Below are 17,236 nucleotides of genomic sequence, written 5' to 3'. Positions count from 1 at the left end.
GCAATTTTATATAAAAACCTCACTCAAGTGAGTGAGGTTCATAAATTAAGGTTTAAGTTAAGGTAACGCCGGATAAACGTAACTCGCATCTAACCCTAACGGAATACCGAGTGCCCAATACCCTAGCAAGAAAATACTCCAGCCAATCATAAACGCGATTGAGTAAGGGATCATAAGCGCGATGAGCGTGCCTATACCGGTATCTTTTACGTACTTTTGGCAGTACACCACAACCAATGGGAAATACGGCATAAGTGGCGTAATTATGTTTGAGCTAGAGTCTCCGATTCTGTAAGCCGCTTGGGTTAAATCGGGTGATATACCTAGTTGCATTAACATTGGTACAAAAATAGGCCCTAGTAATGCCCATTTTGCTGAGCTTGAACCAACGAACAAGTTTACGAAGCCGGTTAAAAATATAATACCCACAACCGTTACGGCGCTGGGTAACTCCATTGCTTTTAAAAGCTGCGCCCCTTCAATGGCCATTAATGCCCCTAAGTTAGACTTAGAAAACGCAGCAATAAATAACGCACAAAAGAACGCCATTACAATGTAATAGGCCATGCCACTCATCGCGGTACTCATCGCATCTATCATATCTTTTGAGGTTTTAAAGGTACCAACGGTAAAACCATACACGGCACCGGGTATCCAAAATAATAAAAAGATTAAAGGCACGATAGATTGCATCAGGGGCGATCTAAAATTAGTCAGTGAGCCATCGGCACTGCGCATTGCTGAATCGGCAGGAGCGGATACAAACGCAAGTAAAGCAAGTCCTGCAATCATTACGCTACTGGCTATAAAAAAAGCGCGTTTTTCATCACTTTTAGCTTCATCAAACGCGGGTAAGTTTTGGGTGTCTTCATTAAGTGCTGTGTTTTTTAACCGAGGCTCTATTATTTTGTCAGTGATATACCAGCCTAATAACACAATAAATAAACTCGAGGCAGAAGTGAACGCCCAGTTATTAAGGGGGTTAATCGACATATCGGGGTTAATAATTTGCGCTGCACTTTGGGTAAAGCTTTGCAGTAATGGGTCTATTCCTGATGGGATAAAGTTAGCGCCAAATCCACCACTCACACCAGCAAATGCGGCTGCAATACCCGCTAATGGGTGTCGCCCTGCGGCAAAGAAAATTACACCCGCTAATGGGATCACTAATACGTAGCCAGCATCGGTTGCTGTATGGCTTACAATAGCTACCAAAATGACTGAAGGGGTTAGCAGTTGCCTTGGGGTAACTTTAAGCATTAGCTTAAGGCCTGTATTGATATAACCTGAGTGCTCAGCCACTCCCACACCTAACATGGCAACCAGTACCACCCCTAGCGGTGCAAAGCCTGTAAAAGTTTTTACCATGGTAGATAAGAATGTGGCAAGTGAGTCGCCCTCTAATAGGTTATTTACAACAATGGCTTGGCCTGTCCGTGGGTCTAACGCGTCAAAGCTCACCCCCGACAGTAACCACGAGCACAACCAAATAAGTAACATAGCGAATAAGAAAATAATCGCCGGATCGGGAAGTTTGTTACCAACTCGCTCCACAAAGTTTAAAAAACGCGCGATTAACCCTGTAGGTACCGCAGCTTGATTATTATTGTTCATTTAAAGCTCCCAAAATAGGTTTAAGTAACAATATACTATTAATGTGTAACAGTAAATTAACTAATAAATCTATTATGGGCACAAATAGAGCATAAAAAAACGCGGCTTCGTTATCGTCGCCGCGTTTTTATAATTGTGAACTAAACATTGGTTAAGCGAGGGCTTTCACCTCTTCCCAAAGCCTAACAACCAAGGTTTTATCTTCTTCGTTTAGCTCGCCATTACGGTATGCTTTTACTAAGCTTTGCTCCACGGTTTCGTTGAGCTCATCAATAGAGATTGTCAGCTCTTCTACTTCTGCATAGCCTACTGCAAGGTCGTAATGTCCGCGCAAGTAACCACCAGCGAACAGCTCATCATCTGTTGCTTTAATTACTAAATCATCAAAGTATTGCTGCGCAGCATCAATATAATTCACTAAACTCATTGTGTTACTTCTCCTGGTTTTCATAACCGACAGCATACATAATATGGTCGTTATAGCCGGTGGTTACTTTAATGTAACCTGTTAATTCATCATCTAAAGCGCTGTCGCCGGTGTCACAAATAAGTGGACGCCCGTTCAACGCGTGTAATTTGGTTTTAGTTGCCACCACAATAATGTTTTCTTTGCCAATGGTGCGAATAAGCTCCGGGCTTAGCTGCTGATTCCCTCGACCAAAAATATGGCCTTGCCCGCCTATTAATGTAATAACTAATTGAGTAGCTTGCCCGTGCGTGTACTCAAGTAGCTGTTTAGCAGTTAAGTCTTGCGCAACTAGGGTTTGATCTTTAATTAAATCTACGCCTAATAGAGTATTATCTAGCCCCATTTCTTGCATTATCGCTTCAACAGTTGAGCCACTACCCATAATGTAATAGGTGTCTTCATCCATTTCGCTCACCACATGCGCTGCAATGTCGGCAAGTACTAATTCGTCTGTTTCTTTACCACCATTTTTAACCGCTTGTACATAACGTACTTCGCTTGGTATTTGCATTTCTCCGTAGCGCTTAGCTTTTACGGTGCCTAGCCTAAACGCCTCTTCGTCAATATCCATTACATCGGCATCTGCAAGTGTAACTAGCTCGCCTTTTACTAGCATTTCTACTACGCGCCCTGCTGCTTTAGGTGTAATTGCATATACGCCAGAGTGGATTTTACAGCCAGCAGGTATACCCAGCACTGGTACGGTATCTTCTATGGCATGACAAATATTGCGCGCAGTACCATCGCCACCAGCAAACAGGACTAAATCTACGCCTAAATTTTTAAGTAGTTTAGCGCTAGCCTCTGTATCATCGGCGCTTGTTACGGTATTGGCGGTATAAATTACTTCAACATTGAAGCCTAGTGCGCGTGCTGCTTTTTCGCCCATCTCGCCATTTACAGTATAAATTGTTAACTGCTCTTTATAGGGTACAAGTACTTCTAGGGCTGCCTGTGTGCGGCTGTTAGCTTTGGCTTGCGCACCCAGCTCAATTGCCTTTGCAGCAGTGTTTTCGCCATCACTGCCTTTTAAAGCAACGCTGCCACCAAGTCCTGCAACAGGGTTAATAATTAAGCCTAACTTAAACTGCATTTTGTAACTCCTGAGGGTGGTGCCAATTAAATTGCTGAGCGGTTAACGGCCACGGTGTTTTATAAAAATCACTTAACGCTTTTAATAATGCATGGGTACGTGCGTTAACCCCCTGCTCTAATAACATTAATACTTGCTGGTGTACTCGCGCCTGAAAATCAAACCGACAAGTTTGCTCGCCGTTCAAGTTATCTACCGACACATTAAAATCAAAGCCAGCAGCGGTGCTGAGCAGCCACTCTATGGCTTGTGGTTTTATTTCTACGTTTTCAAATTCAGCTTGCTGGTGTTTATCTCGCCCATCTGGGCAGTACCAATACCCATAATCTTCAAGCTCTCTGCGTTTATTGCCAGCCACTAACCAATGCGCTATTTCATGTAGGGCACTGGCGTAAAAGCCGTGTGCAAATACAATTTGATTAAAACCATGGGTATTATTGGCAGGTAGATAAACAGGCTCATCATCGCCTTTTACTAAGCGAGTGTTATGGCTTTGATAAAAAACACTATCGAAAATAGATATAAGATCGGCTATATGATGCATAAAAACTGATTAATTCGTCTCGGTTACAGCGCAAAATTAGCGCACTAAAAACGAGACGAATTGTACGGGCTTTTACCTTTAAAGTAAAAGTGATGAGCAAGTTATACCTCTACTCCCGCCTCATCGCACTGCACTATATCGGTTTCTGTAAGTGCTTGGGTTATCCACTTTTGCAAAACAGGGCAACGCATCACAAAATCACAATACTGCTGCGCCGCTAGGGATAAGGTAATCTGATAGGTTTTTAAACGAAGTACAATGGGGGCATACATCGCATCGGCAATACTAAAGTCGCCAAAAAACCATTCATTAGGAAACATATCTTGCTGCTGGGAAAATATCTCATCAATACGTTGAATATCTTTTAGTGCAGCACTTGAAAGCGTTACTTTACGTGTGGCTCTTATATTCATCGGCATTTCGTTTCTCAGTGCCATAAAGCCGGCATGCATTTCAGCGCTTAATGCGCGCGCTGTAGCTCGCTGAGTAATATATTTAGGCCACCCTGCTCCCGATAAATGGGCATCGTTAATATATTCACAAATTGCGAGCGAGTCCCACACTTGCAAATCACCATCAATTAACGCCGGCACTTTTTGAACGTGGAAGTGTTGTTTTAGTTCGTCGTAAAAGTCACTGGTGTCGAGCACAAGCTGGGTTTCGTCAAACGGGACATCAAATTTACTCATTAAATACCATGCGCGTAATGACCAGCTAGAATAGTTTTTATTACCGATAAATAATTGCATTTTGTATATACCAAAGTGAATAGGCTTCCCTACCTTACTAGGTGATTAAACAACCAACAACACTTTGTTTTTTATTCTTAATGCTAAATTTAAAGCCTCTAAAAAAACAGTATTACTATCAATTATCTAACTGCGCATTTAAATGTTTTTTTAATAAACGGGTATTGCGGGTGTTGGCTTTAAAAAAAGCATCAAATATATCGCCAAAAAATGGCACTAAGCCGCCTACAAAATCAATCAGCATATTAATGATCATCTTCGTTTTTATGCGTTTACTTACGCCCAAACGCTGCGCCTCTACCAGTACATAGCTTGATAAAATAAGCCCTGCGGCATCACCTATAACGGGTATTAAACCAATCACAGCCTCTAGGCCAATATTAAATTTAGTAAAAGGAATGCCAATGCTGCTGTCTGTAAGCTTACTAAAGCGCTCTAGCCTTGCTATAGCAGCTTGGCTTTCAAGGTGTGTGTTATCGTGCTTATTATCGTTCATGATTACTCTCCTCCTTAAAACAGTATATAGCGCAAACTTGAACAACCCCTGAAAGGCTTAAATGCAAGTTACAGGCACAAAAAAACGCGGTACTCCGCGCTTTTTTTAAAATATTAACGGTTAAACAGAGCCGTTAATTGGTCCATGTTCGTGGTTAACATGTGGGTTTTGCCCGCGCTGGCGCAGTAAATGGTCCATTAAGGTAATAGCCATCATTGCCTCAGCAATAGGAATTGCACGAATACCAACGCACGGATCGTGGCGCCCTTTGGTGATCATCTCAACTGCCTCGTTTTCAGTATTAATACTTTTACCTGGAATAGTAATACTTGATGTAGGCTTAAGCGCAATAGAGGCAATAATATCTTGCCCTGTAGAAATACCAGCAAGTACGCCACCCGCGTGGTTTGAGGTAAAGCCTTCTGGGGTTAACTCATCACGATGCTCTGAGCCTTTTTGCTCTACCACATCAAAGCCATCGCCAATTTCTACACCTTTAACGGCATTAATGCTCATTAGTGAATGCGCAATTTCAGCATCTAGCCTATCAAATACAGGCTCACCTAATCCAACCGGTACGTTGCTAGCCACTACTTTTACTTTAGCGCCCACTGAGTCACCTTGCTTTTTAAGGTCTCGCATGTACTCATCAAGCGCTTCTAGCTTACTTGCATCAGGGAAAAAGAATAGGTTGTTTTCAACTTCATCCCAGTCATAACTTTCGGCTTTTATTGGCCCAAGTTGGCTTAAACATGCTTTTACTTCAATACCATGAAACTGCTTTAAGTATTTTTTAGCAATTGCGCCTGCCGCTACACGAATTGCGGTTTCACGCGCAGAAGAGCGACCACCGCCGCGATAATCGCGCAGGCCGTATTTGTGCCAGTAAGTGTAATCGCCATGACCTGGGCGAAACACATCTTTAATTTTACCGTAGTCTTTTGAGCGCTGATCGGTATTTTCGATAAGTAAGCCAATGCTGGTACCTGTGGTTTTACCTTCAAAAACACCTGAAAGAATTTTTATCTGATCGTCTTCTCGGCGCTGCGTTGTATAGCGGCTTTGCCCAGGTTTACGACGGTCTAAATCAATTTGTAAGTCAGCCTCTGTGATCTCAAGGCCTGCGGGAGTACCATCTACAACACCGCCTAGGGCAACGCCGTGGCTCTCACCAAAGGTGGACACTTTAAACAACTGCCCTATGCTATTACCTGCCATTAACTTTCCTCATTCCTAATGACTACAAAAGTTGCCGAGCATACGCTCGGCCTAAAATTTATTTTGCAAAATACGTATCAAGCTGCGCTTTGCTTATTACAAATACACCTAAGCCGCCTTGCTCAAACTCAACCCACTCAAATGGTGCGCCCGGATACAAAGCATCCATATGTACCATAGAGTTACCAACTTCTACAAATAACAAACCGTTATCAGTTAGATGATTGCTAGCATGCTCTAAAATAGTACGGGTAACGTCTAAGCCATCATGCCCAGATGCTAAACCAAGCTCAGGCTCATGATGAAATTCTCGTGGTAAATCAGCCATGTCCTCAGCATCAACATACGGTGGGTTGGCTACTATTAGGTCATACTTTTGCCCTGGTACACCACTAAATACATCTGACTGAATAGGCAGTACGCGGTCACTTAGCATATAGTCGTTTATGTTTATATCTGCTACTTCAAGCGCTTCATACGAAATATCAACCGCATCGACTTGCGCCGTTTCAAACGCCTGAGCAAGCGCAATAGCAATACAAGCAGAGCCTGTGCATAAATCTAAAATACGGTTAACGCTTTGCGGCTGCTCAAGCCACGGTGAAAACTTATTAGCAATAAGTTCAGCAAACGGCGAGCGCGGAATAAGCACACGCTCATCAACATAAAATGGCATGCCCGCAAACCAAGCAATGTTTGTTAAATAAGGAACCGGCGTGCAGTCATTTATACGCTCTGCGATTAACCCTGCTAGGCGGTTTTTTTCTGTGCTTGTTAACCGCGCATGCATTAACTCTTTGGGGGCATCAATAGGTAAACTTAGTGCAGGCAGTAATAAGCTAACAGCTTCATCCCACGCGTTATCTGTGCCATGTCCAAAAAATATTCCACTACTTGCAAATTGGCTTGTAGTCCAGCGTAACCAGTCATGTAACGTTGACAGTTCTGCAACAGCTTCATCAAGTGTTGCTTCTTCTATTTGTAAATCACTCATATTTTTTACCTGTTTTAGCTAACTGACTGTTTTGAGTCTTTGCGACGATTGCATTGCCTAACTGTGCTGAGCAAATTACAATTGCCCCTCACCTTTATATTGTACCGCCTTTTGCGCTGCGTTTTTACGTTTTTTTGTTTAGGTAAAATTTATGAAAAAAGACATCTCATCACAATCGTCCCTAAGCAATGACGACATTGACCTTTTTCGCCAAACAATTACAGGCGCTAAGGTGTTTAAACAAGATACCCATAGGTTTGATACAAAACCTAAGGTGTCACAAGCGAAGCAATTTGCCCAGCAAAAAAAGCAGGTTGAGTCTGAATTTTTCTTCTCTGACGAATATATTCCCGATATAGACACAAATAGCACCATTAATTACGTGCAAAATGGCCACGACTCTTTTTTAGCAAAACAGTTACGACGCGGCGACTTTGCGCCCGATTTAACACTCGACCTGCACGGGCTTAATAAAGAACGTGCAAAAGATGAACTCGCGGGACTTATTCACGAGTGCAAAAAACTGCATTATTACTGCGCGTGCATAGTGCATGGCATTGGCGAGCGTGTTTTAAAACACAAAGTACCGCAGTATTTGGTACAGCACCCCGATGTAATTGCCATGCATCAAGCACCGCTAGAATACGGCGGGCGCGGTGCCGTGCTGATTTTAATTGATTTACCACAAAGCGATGAGTTTAGACGTTAATTAAAGGAAGAATACGTGCAAATTTTTTCGATTATTTTTCCCTTAATTTTTATTGTCGCACTGGGCTACACCTGTTGTTATTTTAAGTTTTTTAATCAGCAGCATATTGCCGGCTTAAGTAAATTTACTTTTTATGTGAGCTTACCCGCCTTTTTAATGCTCAATATGTCGCAAATAAATTTGCATCAAAGTATTAGCCTCGAAGCATTTTTAAGCTTTTATATTCCTGTATTAGCGGTATTTGCTTTGGGCATACTTATTGATAGGTACTATTTAACTAAACAAGCCAATGCTGGAAATTATCAACAGCATAGTGTGTTTGGTCTTGCCGGTAGTTATTCAAATATGGTGTTAGTGGGTATACCCATTGTTATTGCTTCACTTGGCAAAGACATGATTGCTATCGCCTTTATGATCATCACATTTCATAGCACGCTGCTTTTTGCGTTAACTTATTTAATAGGCGCGAAAGGAAACACAGCTGACTTCTCGTGGGCAAAATTTGCTAAAAACATGGTCCTTAACCCTATAGTGTTAAGTATTGGCTGTGGATTACTTTTAAATGTGTCGGGAATTACATTATTTGCGAATTTAGCCAATGCCTTAGAGCTACTCGCCAGCCCTGCTATTGCATGTGCTTTATTTGTGTTAGGCGCTAATTTGGTGTTTTATAAGGTGGCAGCAAATTGGCAGCCGGCCCTTATTTCTTCACTGTTAAAAATACTGATTTTACCTGCTGCTGTGTGTGTAGCAGCTACGTGGGTGTTTGTACTAGATACGCAAATTCGTAACGTACTGGTATTGCTGAGCGCCTCGCCTGTTGGCGTTAATGCGTATTTAATTGCAAGCCAATTAAATACGCATCAAGTTACGCTCGCCGGTGCAGTGGTGCTTTCAACGGTGCTTAGTGTTGTAAGCTTTTCGTTTTGGCTTGCTGTGCTTTTATAAAATCGCTTATTTAAGTGCGGCCACTACCGAAATTTCGACCAATAGCGCATCGCGCGCCATTTTAGCTTCAACACAGGCGCGTGCTGGTGCATAACCTTCTGGCACCCACGCATCCCATACAGCATTCATATCGGCAAAATATTCCATGCTCTTAACGTAAATAGTTGCGCTTAGCATATGCTTTTTAGAACTCCCCGCCTGCTCAAGTAAGGCCTCTACTTTGTCGAGCATAGTTTGCGTTTGCTCTGTAATGTTTTGCTCTGCATCGCTGCATACTTGTCCGCATAAATAAACGGTTCCATTATGTTTAACTATACGGCTCATGCGCGCACCCGTTTCAAGGCGTTCTATACTCATTGTTATCTCTTTTCTCTATATGTTGGCAGGCGCGTTAATATTTACATATTCACTGCGCTGTGATGTTTCGTCATACTGAATTACAGCAACCGCTGCGGTGTTAAAAATTGGCATATTACCCGGGCTGAGCTGATCAACTATATAACTCACTATGGGCATATGGGCGACCACCAACCAGGTATTACACTGAGGATGCATGGCAATAAGTGTTTCTAAATAATCAGCTGCTATTTGTGGCTTCCCCTCGGGGATTATGTCGCTACAGGTTTCACTAAATTTAAATACATTGTTTTTTTCAACTTCTTTAGCCGTTTGCTGCGCGCGCGAGTAAGGACTTACCAATAACGCATCAACAGAAAAGTGTTTGTGTAGCCATAAGCCCATTTTTTCTGCTTCTGCATGGCCTTTCGGTGTTAGGTTTCTTGCTGCGTCGTTAGCTTGCATCGGTGTCGCTTCGCCGTGGCGCATAATTAAGATTGTTTTCATAAAAAATCAACCGATTAATGAATATAAAACAGTAGCCAGTTTGCCCATTTGTCCGCTATATTAACTATTATTCCAAAGAATAATTCTCTCATGATATTCAGGTAAATCTTTTCGCTATTTTTTCGCTGTCCTGAAGCTATCATCTGTTGTTAACAAGTAAACGTCTAGTTTCAGGAGCATCATTTGAATATCAGCCGCAATGATAACAGAGCATACCGCGCCATTACACTCGACAATGGGCTAAAAGTATTATTAGTGCAAGATAAAGATTCAACTAAAGCCGCTGCTTCTATGGCGGTTAACGCTGGCCATTTTGATGACCCCCTTGACAGGCAAGGCCTTGCACACTTTTTAGAGCATATGCTTTTTTTAGGCACCGACCAATACCCTGATTCTGGAAGCTTTAATAATTTTGTGTCTCAATCGGGCGGGAACACCAACGCCTGGACCGGCACTGAGCACACGTGCTATTACTTTGATATTAATAACCAAGCCATTGAAAAAGCACTTGCGCAATTTAGCCGTTTTTTTATTGCCCCATTATTAAACCCAGCTGAAACCGAAAAAGAACGTAATGCCATAGAGGCTGAGTTTAAATTAAAAATAAAAGATGATGGGCGTCGTATTTATCAGGCTCATAAAGAAACCGTAAACCCAGCCCACCCCTTTGCTAAATTTTCGGTGGGTAATTTACATACCCTCGCCGATAGAGAGCGCTGCATAAGTGACGAGTTAAGAGATTTTTTTTATAAGCACTATCAAGCGCAGTGGATGACACTGGTAATTTGTGCCAACGAACCGCTTGATACACTCGCGCAGTGGACACATCGCTATTTTAGTGGCATTAATGGCCATAAAGGTGCGCTTAAAGCCCCTATTGAGGAGCCATTATATCGCGCGCAAGATATTGGCAAAGTACTGCACATTGAACCACACAAGCACATGCAAAAACTCATTATTAGTTTTGCTATGCCAAATATCGATGACTTTTATCGCCACAAAACCGTCAGCTTTATAGCCCATTTACTCGGCTACGAAGGCGCAGGCTCGTTGTACTCAATTTTAAAAGAACAAGGGTGGATTAACGCACTTTCTGCTGGCGGCGGTATAAATGGCAGTAACTTTAAAGATTTTAACATTAGCATGGCGCTTACCGATGAAGGGATTGAATACTTTGAAGACATAATAGAAATTGTGTTTGAGTATATTTGCCTAATCAACGATAACACCGACAAACTACCGCGCCTGTATCAAGATAAAAAAAACCTGTTACAAATTGCGTTTGATAACCAAGAAAAATCGCGCTTAATAGATTGGGTAAGTAACCTAAGCATTAATATGCAGCACTACGACGAAGCTAACTATGTGCAAGGCGATTACTTAATGGAGGGCTTTAATAAAGCCACTCACGAAATGGCGATGCAATGGCTTACCCCACATAATATGCGCTTAGTACTTATTCATCCAGGCGTAGAGGCAGAGCACAACACCGCGTGGTACAACACCCCTTACAAAGTTGAGCCAATTTCGCCGCATTGGCTGGAGTCGCTTGCGCATATAAATAAACCGCTGAGCACTATGCTGCTGCCCACAGCAAACCCCTATTTAACAAAAGAAGTGGTGATATACGAAGTCGAAAAACCTCAAACCAAGCCTTTACTGTTAGTTAAAGAGCCTGGGTTTGACTTTTGGTTTAAACAAGACAACACCTTTAGAGTGGCCAAAGGTCATTTTTATCTAGCAATGGACTCGCACTTTGCAGTAAAAGATGTAAAGCACATGGCATTAACGCGCCTTTTTAGTGATTTATTTATGGACAGTGTTGGCGAGCAGTTTTACCCCGCAGAATTGGCAGGTTTAAGTTATCATTTAACCTCTCATCAAGGCGGGCTTACGTTGCACACAGCTGGGCTATCGACTAGTCAGCTAGAGTTGGTGGAGCAATTACTTGATGCGCTGTTTAATGTTGATATTTGCGCACGCCGCTTTGCCGAATACAAAAAGCAACTGGTAAGGCACTGGCGTAACAGCAACCAAAATAAACCGGTGAGTGAATTATTTAGCGTGTTAGGTGCCATAATAATGCCATGGAACCCACAACCCGACGAGTTAGCCACGGCACTTAAAAATACGTGTTTTCAGCAATTTAACGAATTTAGAGCCGATTTTTTTAAAGCCCTACATGTTGAGTCGTTTTTACACGGTAATTGGCAACAAACAGACGCGAAGGTATTTCATAAAAAAGTGGCAGAGCATTTAAAAAACGCCACGGCTATTGAGGATTTAACACGCCCGCTGCACGAGATAGACCAAGTGACTCGCTGCGAACTTGAACTGTCATGCAGTGATAACGCCATGGTCATTTACTACCAAGCACAAAGTGCAGAAGTGGATGAAAAAGTTAAATTAATGGCACTTAATCATATAATTAACCAAGACTATTTTAACGAGCTGAGAACCACACAACAGCTAGGTTACTTAGTTGGCTCTGGCTATGCGCCATTTAACACCCGCGCCGGTATTGCTTTTTATATTCAATCACCAAAATTTGAAGCTCAGACTCTACTGCACAGGCATAATCATTTTGTAAGCCAATTTATTGCTAACCTAGACTCCCTGGATGAAACAACATGGCAGCAGTATAAACAAGGCTTGGCAACTCACATTGCTGAAAAAGATAAAAACTTACGGTTACGTTCACAGCGCTTTTGGCTTGCAATAGGCAATAAAGATCATGACTTTCATATGCAAAAACGCCTCCTAGAGGCACTGCACGCCCTCAGCCTAAAAGAAATGAAAAGCTATGCCATAGCTACTTTTTCTAAAGATAGGCCAAGGTATGAGTTATTAAGTAGCGCAAAAGTAAATAAATCGCAAAAAATGCCGCTTTGCTCGCAATCTCTTTGACTCTGCAAGTGGCATGATTTAAATTATCATTTGTTAATTAGTAGTAATAAAACAAATGATAAAAATAACAACAATAAAATGTGGTTTTTACTGGTTGCTGCTAAGCCTAGCACCCGCAGCGGTTGCCTTTGAACACGCCTTTAATATAAATACCAACACCGTTTTAATTATTGCCAGTGCCCTACTTGCGCTGGCTTTGCCATACCTATTATTTGTAATTTATAAATTAAAGCGCTCTCGGTTACAGCACAGCCTCTCGGAAAAACGCTTAAAAAGCACGGTTGAAGGCAGTGGCGATACGCTTTGGGATTGGAATATAAAAACAGGCGAAGTTATTCGTATTAACGATAAATACATGATGGATTCAACAACGTTAATGGGTTTTCCGCCAAATAAAAGCTTGATCCACCCACACGATATTGCCTCAGTAGAGCATTTATTAAAAAAACACTTTGCTCAAAAGTCTGCTTTTTTTGAAGCCACTTACCGTATTAAAGACACCTTTGGCCACTGGCACTGGGTATTAGACCGCGGAAAAATAATAGAAAAAGATGCCAACTTAGCGCCACTGAGAATGACCGGCACAGTGCGCGATATTTCAGTGTTAAAATCAACACAAGAGCGCCTCAATTTATTTGCTAAGTGTGTAGAATCACTCACTGATGCACTTGCTATATATGATAAAAACTTTAACTTAGTTGATATTAACCCCAGCTTTTTAACGCTTTTTGGTGGCGTTAGAGAGCAATATCTCAAAAAGCCTTTTAATTTACCTGGTTACGATAAAAGCTACACAGAAAACATTAAAAATATAGTGCGAGAGCGGGAGCGAATTCAACAAGAGGTAAAACTGCGCAATAGTGAGCGAGTGTTACTGCCCATAGAGATTTCTATTGATGAGATAAAAAACGATCAACACCAAATAACAAACTATGTAGTGGTTTATTCAGATTTAACCGAACGTAAAAATGCACAATCGCAACTGCATAATTTATCAAATAGAGACCGTACGACCAGTTTACCTAACAGAAATTTATTTTTTACCGACCTACAAAAGCTAGTAAAACAAAATACCCATCATGCCCTTTTGGTATTTGATTTAGATAACTTTAAAAAGATTAATGATTCATTAGGCCACCAGCTAGGCGACAGCCTATTAGCAAAACTGGCTATGCGATTAAATAAATTAACCCGTGAGAATGATGTTTTTTACCGCCTAGGGGGTGATGAATTTGCCTTAGTTATGGCAGATACTAATGATATTCATGTTATTACTCGTATGGCAAAGCAATTTTTAGCTGCAATTGCGACCCCATTTAAAATGGCAGGCCACGAGCTCGCTATTACCTCAAGCGTAGGCATAGTGTTATTCCCTGAAGATGGCAGTACCCCAGAGCTGCTGTTAAAAAACGCTGATACCGCCATGTATCATGCTAAAAAGAAAGGCAATAGTTACCTGTTTTTTAACGACACCATGAACCGCCAAGCGGTTAAACGCTTACAAATAGAAAACCTAATGCGCTTTGGTCTAAAAGAAAACCATTTTGAAGTGTATTACCAACCAAAAATGAATATTCGCACTGGTAAACTTACCGGAATGGAAGCATTAGTGCGCTTTATAACCCCTAAAAAAGGCGTTATTAGCCCCGGTGTATTTATTCCTATTGCAGAGGAAACTGGGCAAATAATAGAAATTGGTGAAGTGGTTTTAAACAAAGCATGTCGCGATGTAAAACAATGGCTAGACGATGGACTATTTAGCGGCCGCGTTGCAGTTAACTTATCGGCTAAGCAGTTTAGCTTGCCAGATTTAACGACCCGTATTGACGTGATATTGCAAAAAAACGAGCTACCTTCTTACTTTTTAGAGCTGGAAATTACCGAAGGCACGGTAATGGACGACCCACAAGAAGCCATTGCAATTATGCGCTCGCTAAGTGCGCGTGGTATTCATTTAGCCATGGACGATTTTGGTACAGGTTATTCATCTTTAGCGTACTTAAAACAATTTCCGCTGAATACCTTAAAAGTAGATAAAGCATTTATTGATGACATGAAAACCGAACGTGGCCGCAACATGGTTGACTCTATCGTGACGATTGCACAAAACCTCGATTTACATGTGGTTGCTGAAGGGGTGGAGCAAGCAAGCCAAATTGACATACTCAAAACGCTAAATTGTGAAACCGTACAGGGCTACTTCTATTCAAAACCGCTTTCAAAAGATGAATTTACGGCCTTTTTAAAGCAGCAACAAAGCAACTCTACGCCAAGCCTTATTAGTGCTAATAAACATTTAGCGCAAATAAGGTAATGTTACGGGCACCATATACACGCACCAGCGCCTACGTTGCGTATAAAAGCACGCCTGTAATGCAAACCAAATAAGCACCATGCGCCAGGGCCTATTAGCGCCCCTAATAAAATCCACCGTTTAATTGGCATACCTTTTTTAAGCGCTTGAACGTAAATGGCCAAAGCACATAGAGCGTTAATAAAAACGAAAAGCAAACATCACCCCAACTTAGCTCAAAACAACGCTGCGCATTTTAACGGCAAATAACACACTTTTAAAGCAGCAGGCTTGATAAGCCAATGACTCACCATTTTAGCTATCAGCGCATATAAGTTAAGTATCGATGCAGATTACTATTCCCTAGTTTAAAAATTTAGCCATAAAAAAAGCCGGCATAGCGCCAGCTTTATTGTATAGCTTGGGTTACTTTTCAGCGCGACCCATAAACTTGTGCTCAACCGTATTAATACGGATACGGTCGCCCGTAGATATATGCTCAGGCACCGAAATGGTTAAGCCCGTGCTCAGGCGTGCAGGCTTAGAGCGTGCACTGGCAGAAGCGCCTTTGATTGAAGGGTCTGTTTCTTCAACAACCAGCTCTACGCTTGATGGCAAATCTAAACCTACAGGCGAGCCATCAATTACAATAACGTGTACGCCTTGCGTTTCTTCGTTAACGAATTGAATTTCTTCTGCTATCGCCTCTTTGTTTAAGTTATACGGCGTGTAGTCTTCATTATCCATAAACACGTATTCATCGCCATCAATGTACGAAAGCATTGCTTCGCGGCGAGTTAAATCTGCTAGGGTTAGCATGTCGCTGTCTTTGAAGGTTTCGTCTACTTTCGCACCTGTTACTACATCGTATAAACGCATACGGTACAAACTACCGCCTGCACGACCTTGTGGTACTGAACGTACAATATCTTTAACTACCAACACGCGATTATTAAACTCAATCGCGGTTCCTTTTTTAACTTCACTCGCCTTTGGCATGGGGGTTTTCCTATTATTTTTTTGATTGCCAGAAACATACCACGAACTGGGTATTGTTCAACTAAAAATACGTTAATTTGGGGCTACATTTAATATAGACTTGCAAATTTTTAATTTAAAACTAAATACCTATAATCAAAAGCGAAAAAAACTGCTATGGTATCTCTACCGAGTATGACTTCAAGGATTGGATCATGGACCAAAACACAGTACATGAGTATTTAGTAAAGAAGCCCTTGGTGCAAGTGACAAAACCATTTGCTCAAGAGGTTGATGTTTATAAAGTAAATCATAAAATGTTTGCCACCCTTGCCTTAGGTAATGATGGAGACGTTAATGATGATGGAGATCCTATTTGGTGGCTTAATTTAAAGTGCGATCCCGATGAAGCACTTAAATTGCGTGATATTTTTCCTGCGGTGATCCCTGGCTATCATATGAACAAGCGGCTTTGGAATACGGTGATATTAGATGGCTCTATTCCACAAGGCGAAATTGAAAGAATGATCGATAATTCGTTCAAATTAGTTGTTGAGAATATGCCAGAAAAAGACCGTAAAGCAATTGAAGCACATCTATAGAAACCACCATCACGGGCTAGCTTGCTAGCCCTATTTGCTACAATTTTAATGTGTATATCAAATCATCATAACGTGTATTATTAATAGTGTGCGCTTGCGTATTAATGCCAGTTAACGTTAATCCACACTTTTGTAATACCTTTTCAGACCCTATATTCCCCTTTGTAACCACGGCTTTAAACTGTGTAATACCGCATTGTTGCCATGCCCACTCAATCACGGCACGCAATGACTCACTGGCAAAGCCTTGATTATAATACGCGGGTAAAAACAAATAGCCTAGCTCAGCTTGCTCAAGTTCGTATGTAAACCCCGTTACACCCATGGGCTCATTTGAATGCTTATCAAATACCACAAGGCAAAGTGGATGAGTAGAAGTGCTATCCCAGCTTTTTAAACGTTGTTCAAAGCGGCTGCGTACAAACGCTTCGCTGGGCATATCGTAGCAATAACGGATCACGGTAGGATTTTGATGTAACTGCAAAAATAATGGCCAATCACTGCTTTGAAGCGGGCGCATTGCCAATCGTGCTGTAAACAACTGCATAATGGTTTACCTCTTATCTGCTTAGCTGCAAAATAAGCTAACATACTTTATAGCAAGCCACTTAATTATAAGACTTATTTGAGGGTAAAAACCTGTCAATAACTAAATAAAAACTGCCAATTTAGGTTTTATAAATGCACGTTTTTAACACAGGTAGCGACACGTTATCCCCGCAGAATAATTAAGTATTATTGCGGGTTGCTATTATTGCGCCCTAGAATTCTATATTTAC

General features: G+C 41.6%; 17 protein-coding genes. 5 read left to right on the top strand and 12 right to left on the bottom strand.

The features are described from left to right. Positions 1–57: 57 nt before the first annotated feature. The 8 genes from PSH48_RS01435 to prmB all read right to left on the bottom strand — a co-directional run bounded on the left by PSH48_RS01435 (position 58) and on the right by prmB (position 7,177). A complete protein-coding gene (locus tag PSH48_RS01435) occupies positions 58–1,614 on the bottom strand; it encodes an AbgT family transporter (RefSeq protein WP_273610767.1) in 1,557 nt (518 codons plus the stop codon). 151 nt (positions 1,615–1,765) lie between these two features. After that, positions 1,766–2,041, bottom strand: coding sequence for a YfcL family protein (locus PSH48_RS01430; RefSeq protein ID WP_004587288.1), 276 nt, complete (start codon positions 2,039–2,041; stop codon positions 1,766–1,768). A 4-nt stretch (positions 2,042–2,045) separates the two neighbouring features. Beyond that, a complete protein-coding gene (locus PSH48_RS01425) occupies positions 2,046–3,176 on the bottom strand; it encodes an ATP-NAD kinase family protein (protein ID WP_055253039.1) in 1,131 nt (376 codons plus the stop codon). Then, positions 3,166–3,720 carry an elongation factor P hydroxylase gene (locus PSH48_RS01420; protein ID WP_055253038.1) on the bottom strand — a complete coding sequence of 185 codons (555 nt, stop codon included), beginning with the start codon at positions 3,718–3,720 and terminating at the stop codon, positions 3,166–3,168. Before PSH48_RS01420 ends, PSH48_RS01425 begins: the two co-directional genes overlap by 11 nt. A gap of 101 nt (positions 3,721–3,821) precedes the next feature. Continuing rightward, a complete protein-coding gene (locus tag PSH48_RS01415; RefSeq protein WP_096042031.1) occupies positions 3,822–4,469 on the bottom strand; it encodes a glutathione S-transferase family protein in 648 nt (215 codons plus the stop codon). Between the two features lie 118 nt (positions 4,470–4,587). Continuing rightward, positions 4,588–4,965 carry a DUF4112 domain-containing protein gene (locus PSH48_RS01410; RefSeq protein WP_273610766.1) on the bottom strand — a complete coding sequence of 126 codons (378 nt, stop codon included), beginning with the start codon at positions 4,963–4,965 and terminating at the stop codon, positions 4,588–4,590. Between the two features lie 120 nt (positions 4,966–5,085). After that, positions 5,086–6,183 (bottom strand): chorismate synthase, encoded by a 1,098-nt coding sequence (gene aroC / locus PSH48_RS01405; protein ID WP_024031890.1) that lies wholly within the window; start codon positions 6,181–6,183, stop codon positions 5,086–5,088. A gap of 58 nt (positions 6,184–6,241) precedes the next feature. Beyond that, positions 6,242–7,177: a 50S ribosomal protein L3 N(5)-glutamine methyltransferase gene (gene prmB, locus PSH48_RS01400; RefSeq protein WP_004587294.1), complete on the bottom strand. Its 936-nt coding sequence runs from the start codon at positions 7,175–7,177 to the stop codon at positions 6,242–6,244. Positions 7,178–7,328: 151 nt separating this feature from the next. Here prmB and smrB point away from each other — a divergent pair, with 151 nt between their 5' ends. Continuing rightward, the gene (gene smrB / locus PSH48_RS01395) at positions 7,329–7,886 is read left to right on the top strand and encodes an endonuclease SmrB (RefSeq protein ID WP_273610765.1); all 558 of its coding nucleotides are present in this window, start codon (positions 7,329–7,331) and stop codon (positions 7,884–7,886) included. Positions 7,887–7,901: 15 nt separating this feature from the next. Further along, positions 7,902–8,834: an AEC family transporter gene (locus PSH48_RS01390; protein ID WP_055253036.1), complete on the top strand. Its 933-nt coding sequence runs from the start codon at positions 7,902–7,904 to the stop codon at positions 8,832–8,834. Between the two features lie 6 nt (positions 8,835–8,840). On the opposite strand, the gene PSH48_RS01385 is transcribed toward PSH48_RS01390, so the two are convergent. Beyond that, a complete protein-coding gene (locus PSH48_RS01385; protein ID WP_004587297.1) occupies positions 8,841–9,191 on the bottom strand; it encodes a RidA family protein in 351 nt (116 codons plus the stop codon). Between the two features lie 15 nt (positions 9,192–9,206). Then, the gene (gene sixA / locus PSH48_RS01380; RefSeq protein WP_004587298.1) at positions 9,207–9,677 is read right to left on the bottom strand and encodes a phosphohistidine phosphatase SixA; all 471 of its coding nucleotides are present in this window, start codon (positions 9,675–9,677) and stop codon (positions 9,207–9,209) included. Between the two features lie 183 nt (positions 9,678–9,860). Here sixA and PSH48_RS01375 point away from each other — a divergent pair, with 183 nt between their 5' ends. Both PSH48_RS01375 and PSH48_RS01370 read left to right on the top strand, forming a co-directional pair. Beyond that, the gene (locus PSH48_RS01375) at positions 9,861–12,584 is read left to right on the top strand and encodes an insulinase family protein (RefSeq protein WP_273610764.1); all 2,724 of its coding nucleotides are present in this window, start codon (positions 9,861–9,863) and stop codon (positions 12,582–12,584) included. Between the two features lie 55 nt (positions 12,585–12,639). Then, a complete protein-coding gene (locus PSH48_RS01370; RefSeq protein WP_024031884.1) occupies positions 12,640–14,898 on the top strand; it encodes a sensor domain-containing protein in 2,259 nt (752 codons plus the stop codon). 405 nt (positions 14,899–15,303) lie between these two features. On the opposite strand, the gene efpL is transcribed toward PSH48_RS01370, so the two are convergent. Beyond that, entirely contained in the window at positions 15,304–15,876 is a 573-nt protein-coding gene (gene efpL, locus PSH48_RS01360; protein WP_004587302.1) for an elongation factor P-like protein EfpL, read from the bottom strand. A gap of 194 nt (positions 15,877–16,070) precedes the next feature. On the opposite strand from efpL, the gene PSH48_RS01355 reads away from it, so the two are divergent. Next, complete coding sequence (locus PSH48_RS01355; protein ID WP_004587303.1) at positions 16,071–16,457, top strand: MmcQ/YjbR family DNA-binding protein; 387 nt, start codon at positions 16,071–16,073, stop codon at positions 16,455–16,457. 37 nt (positions 16,458–16,494) lie between these two features. On the opposite strand, the gene PSH48_RS01350 is transcribed toward PSH48_RS01355, so the two are convergent. After that, complete coding sequence (locus PSH48_RS01350) at positions 16,495–17,004, bottom strand: GNAT family N-acetyltransferase (protein WP_248462515.1); 510 nt, start codon at positions 17,002–17,004, stop codon at positions 16,495–16,497. Positions 17,005–17,236: the final 232 nt, after the last annotated feature.

The sequence above is a fragment of the Pseudoalteromonas sp. Angola-4 genome (assembly GCF_028599265.1).
GTDB classification, from domain to species: domain Bacteria; phylum Pseudomonadota; class Gammaproteobacteria; order Enterobacterales; family Alteromonadaceae; genus Pseudoalteromonas; species Pseudoalteromonas atlantica.
This window is presented reverse-complemented; position numbering and strand designations above follow the sequence as displayed.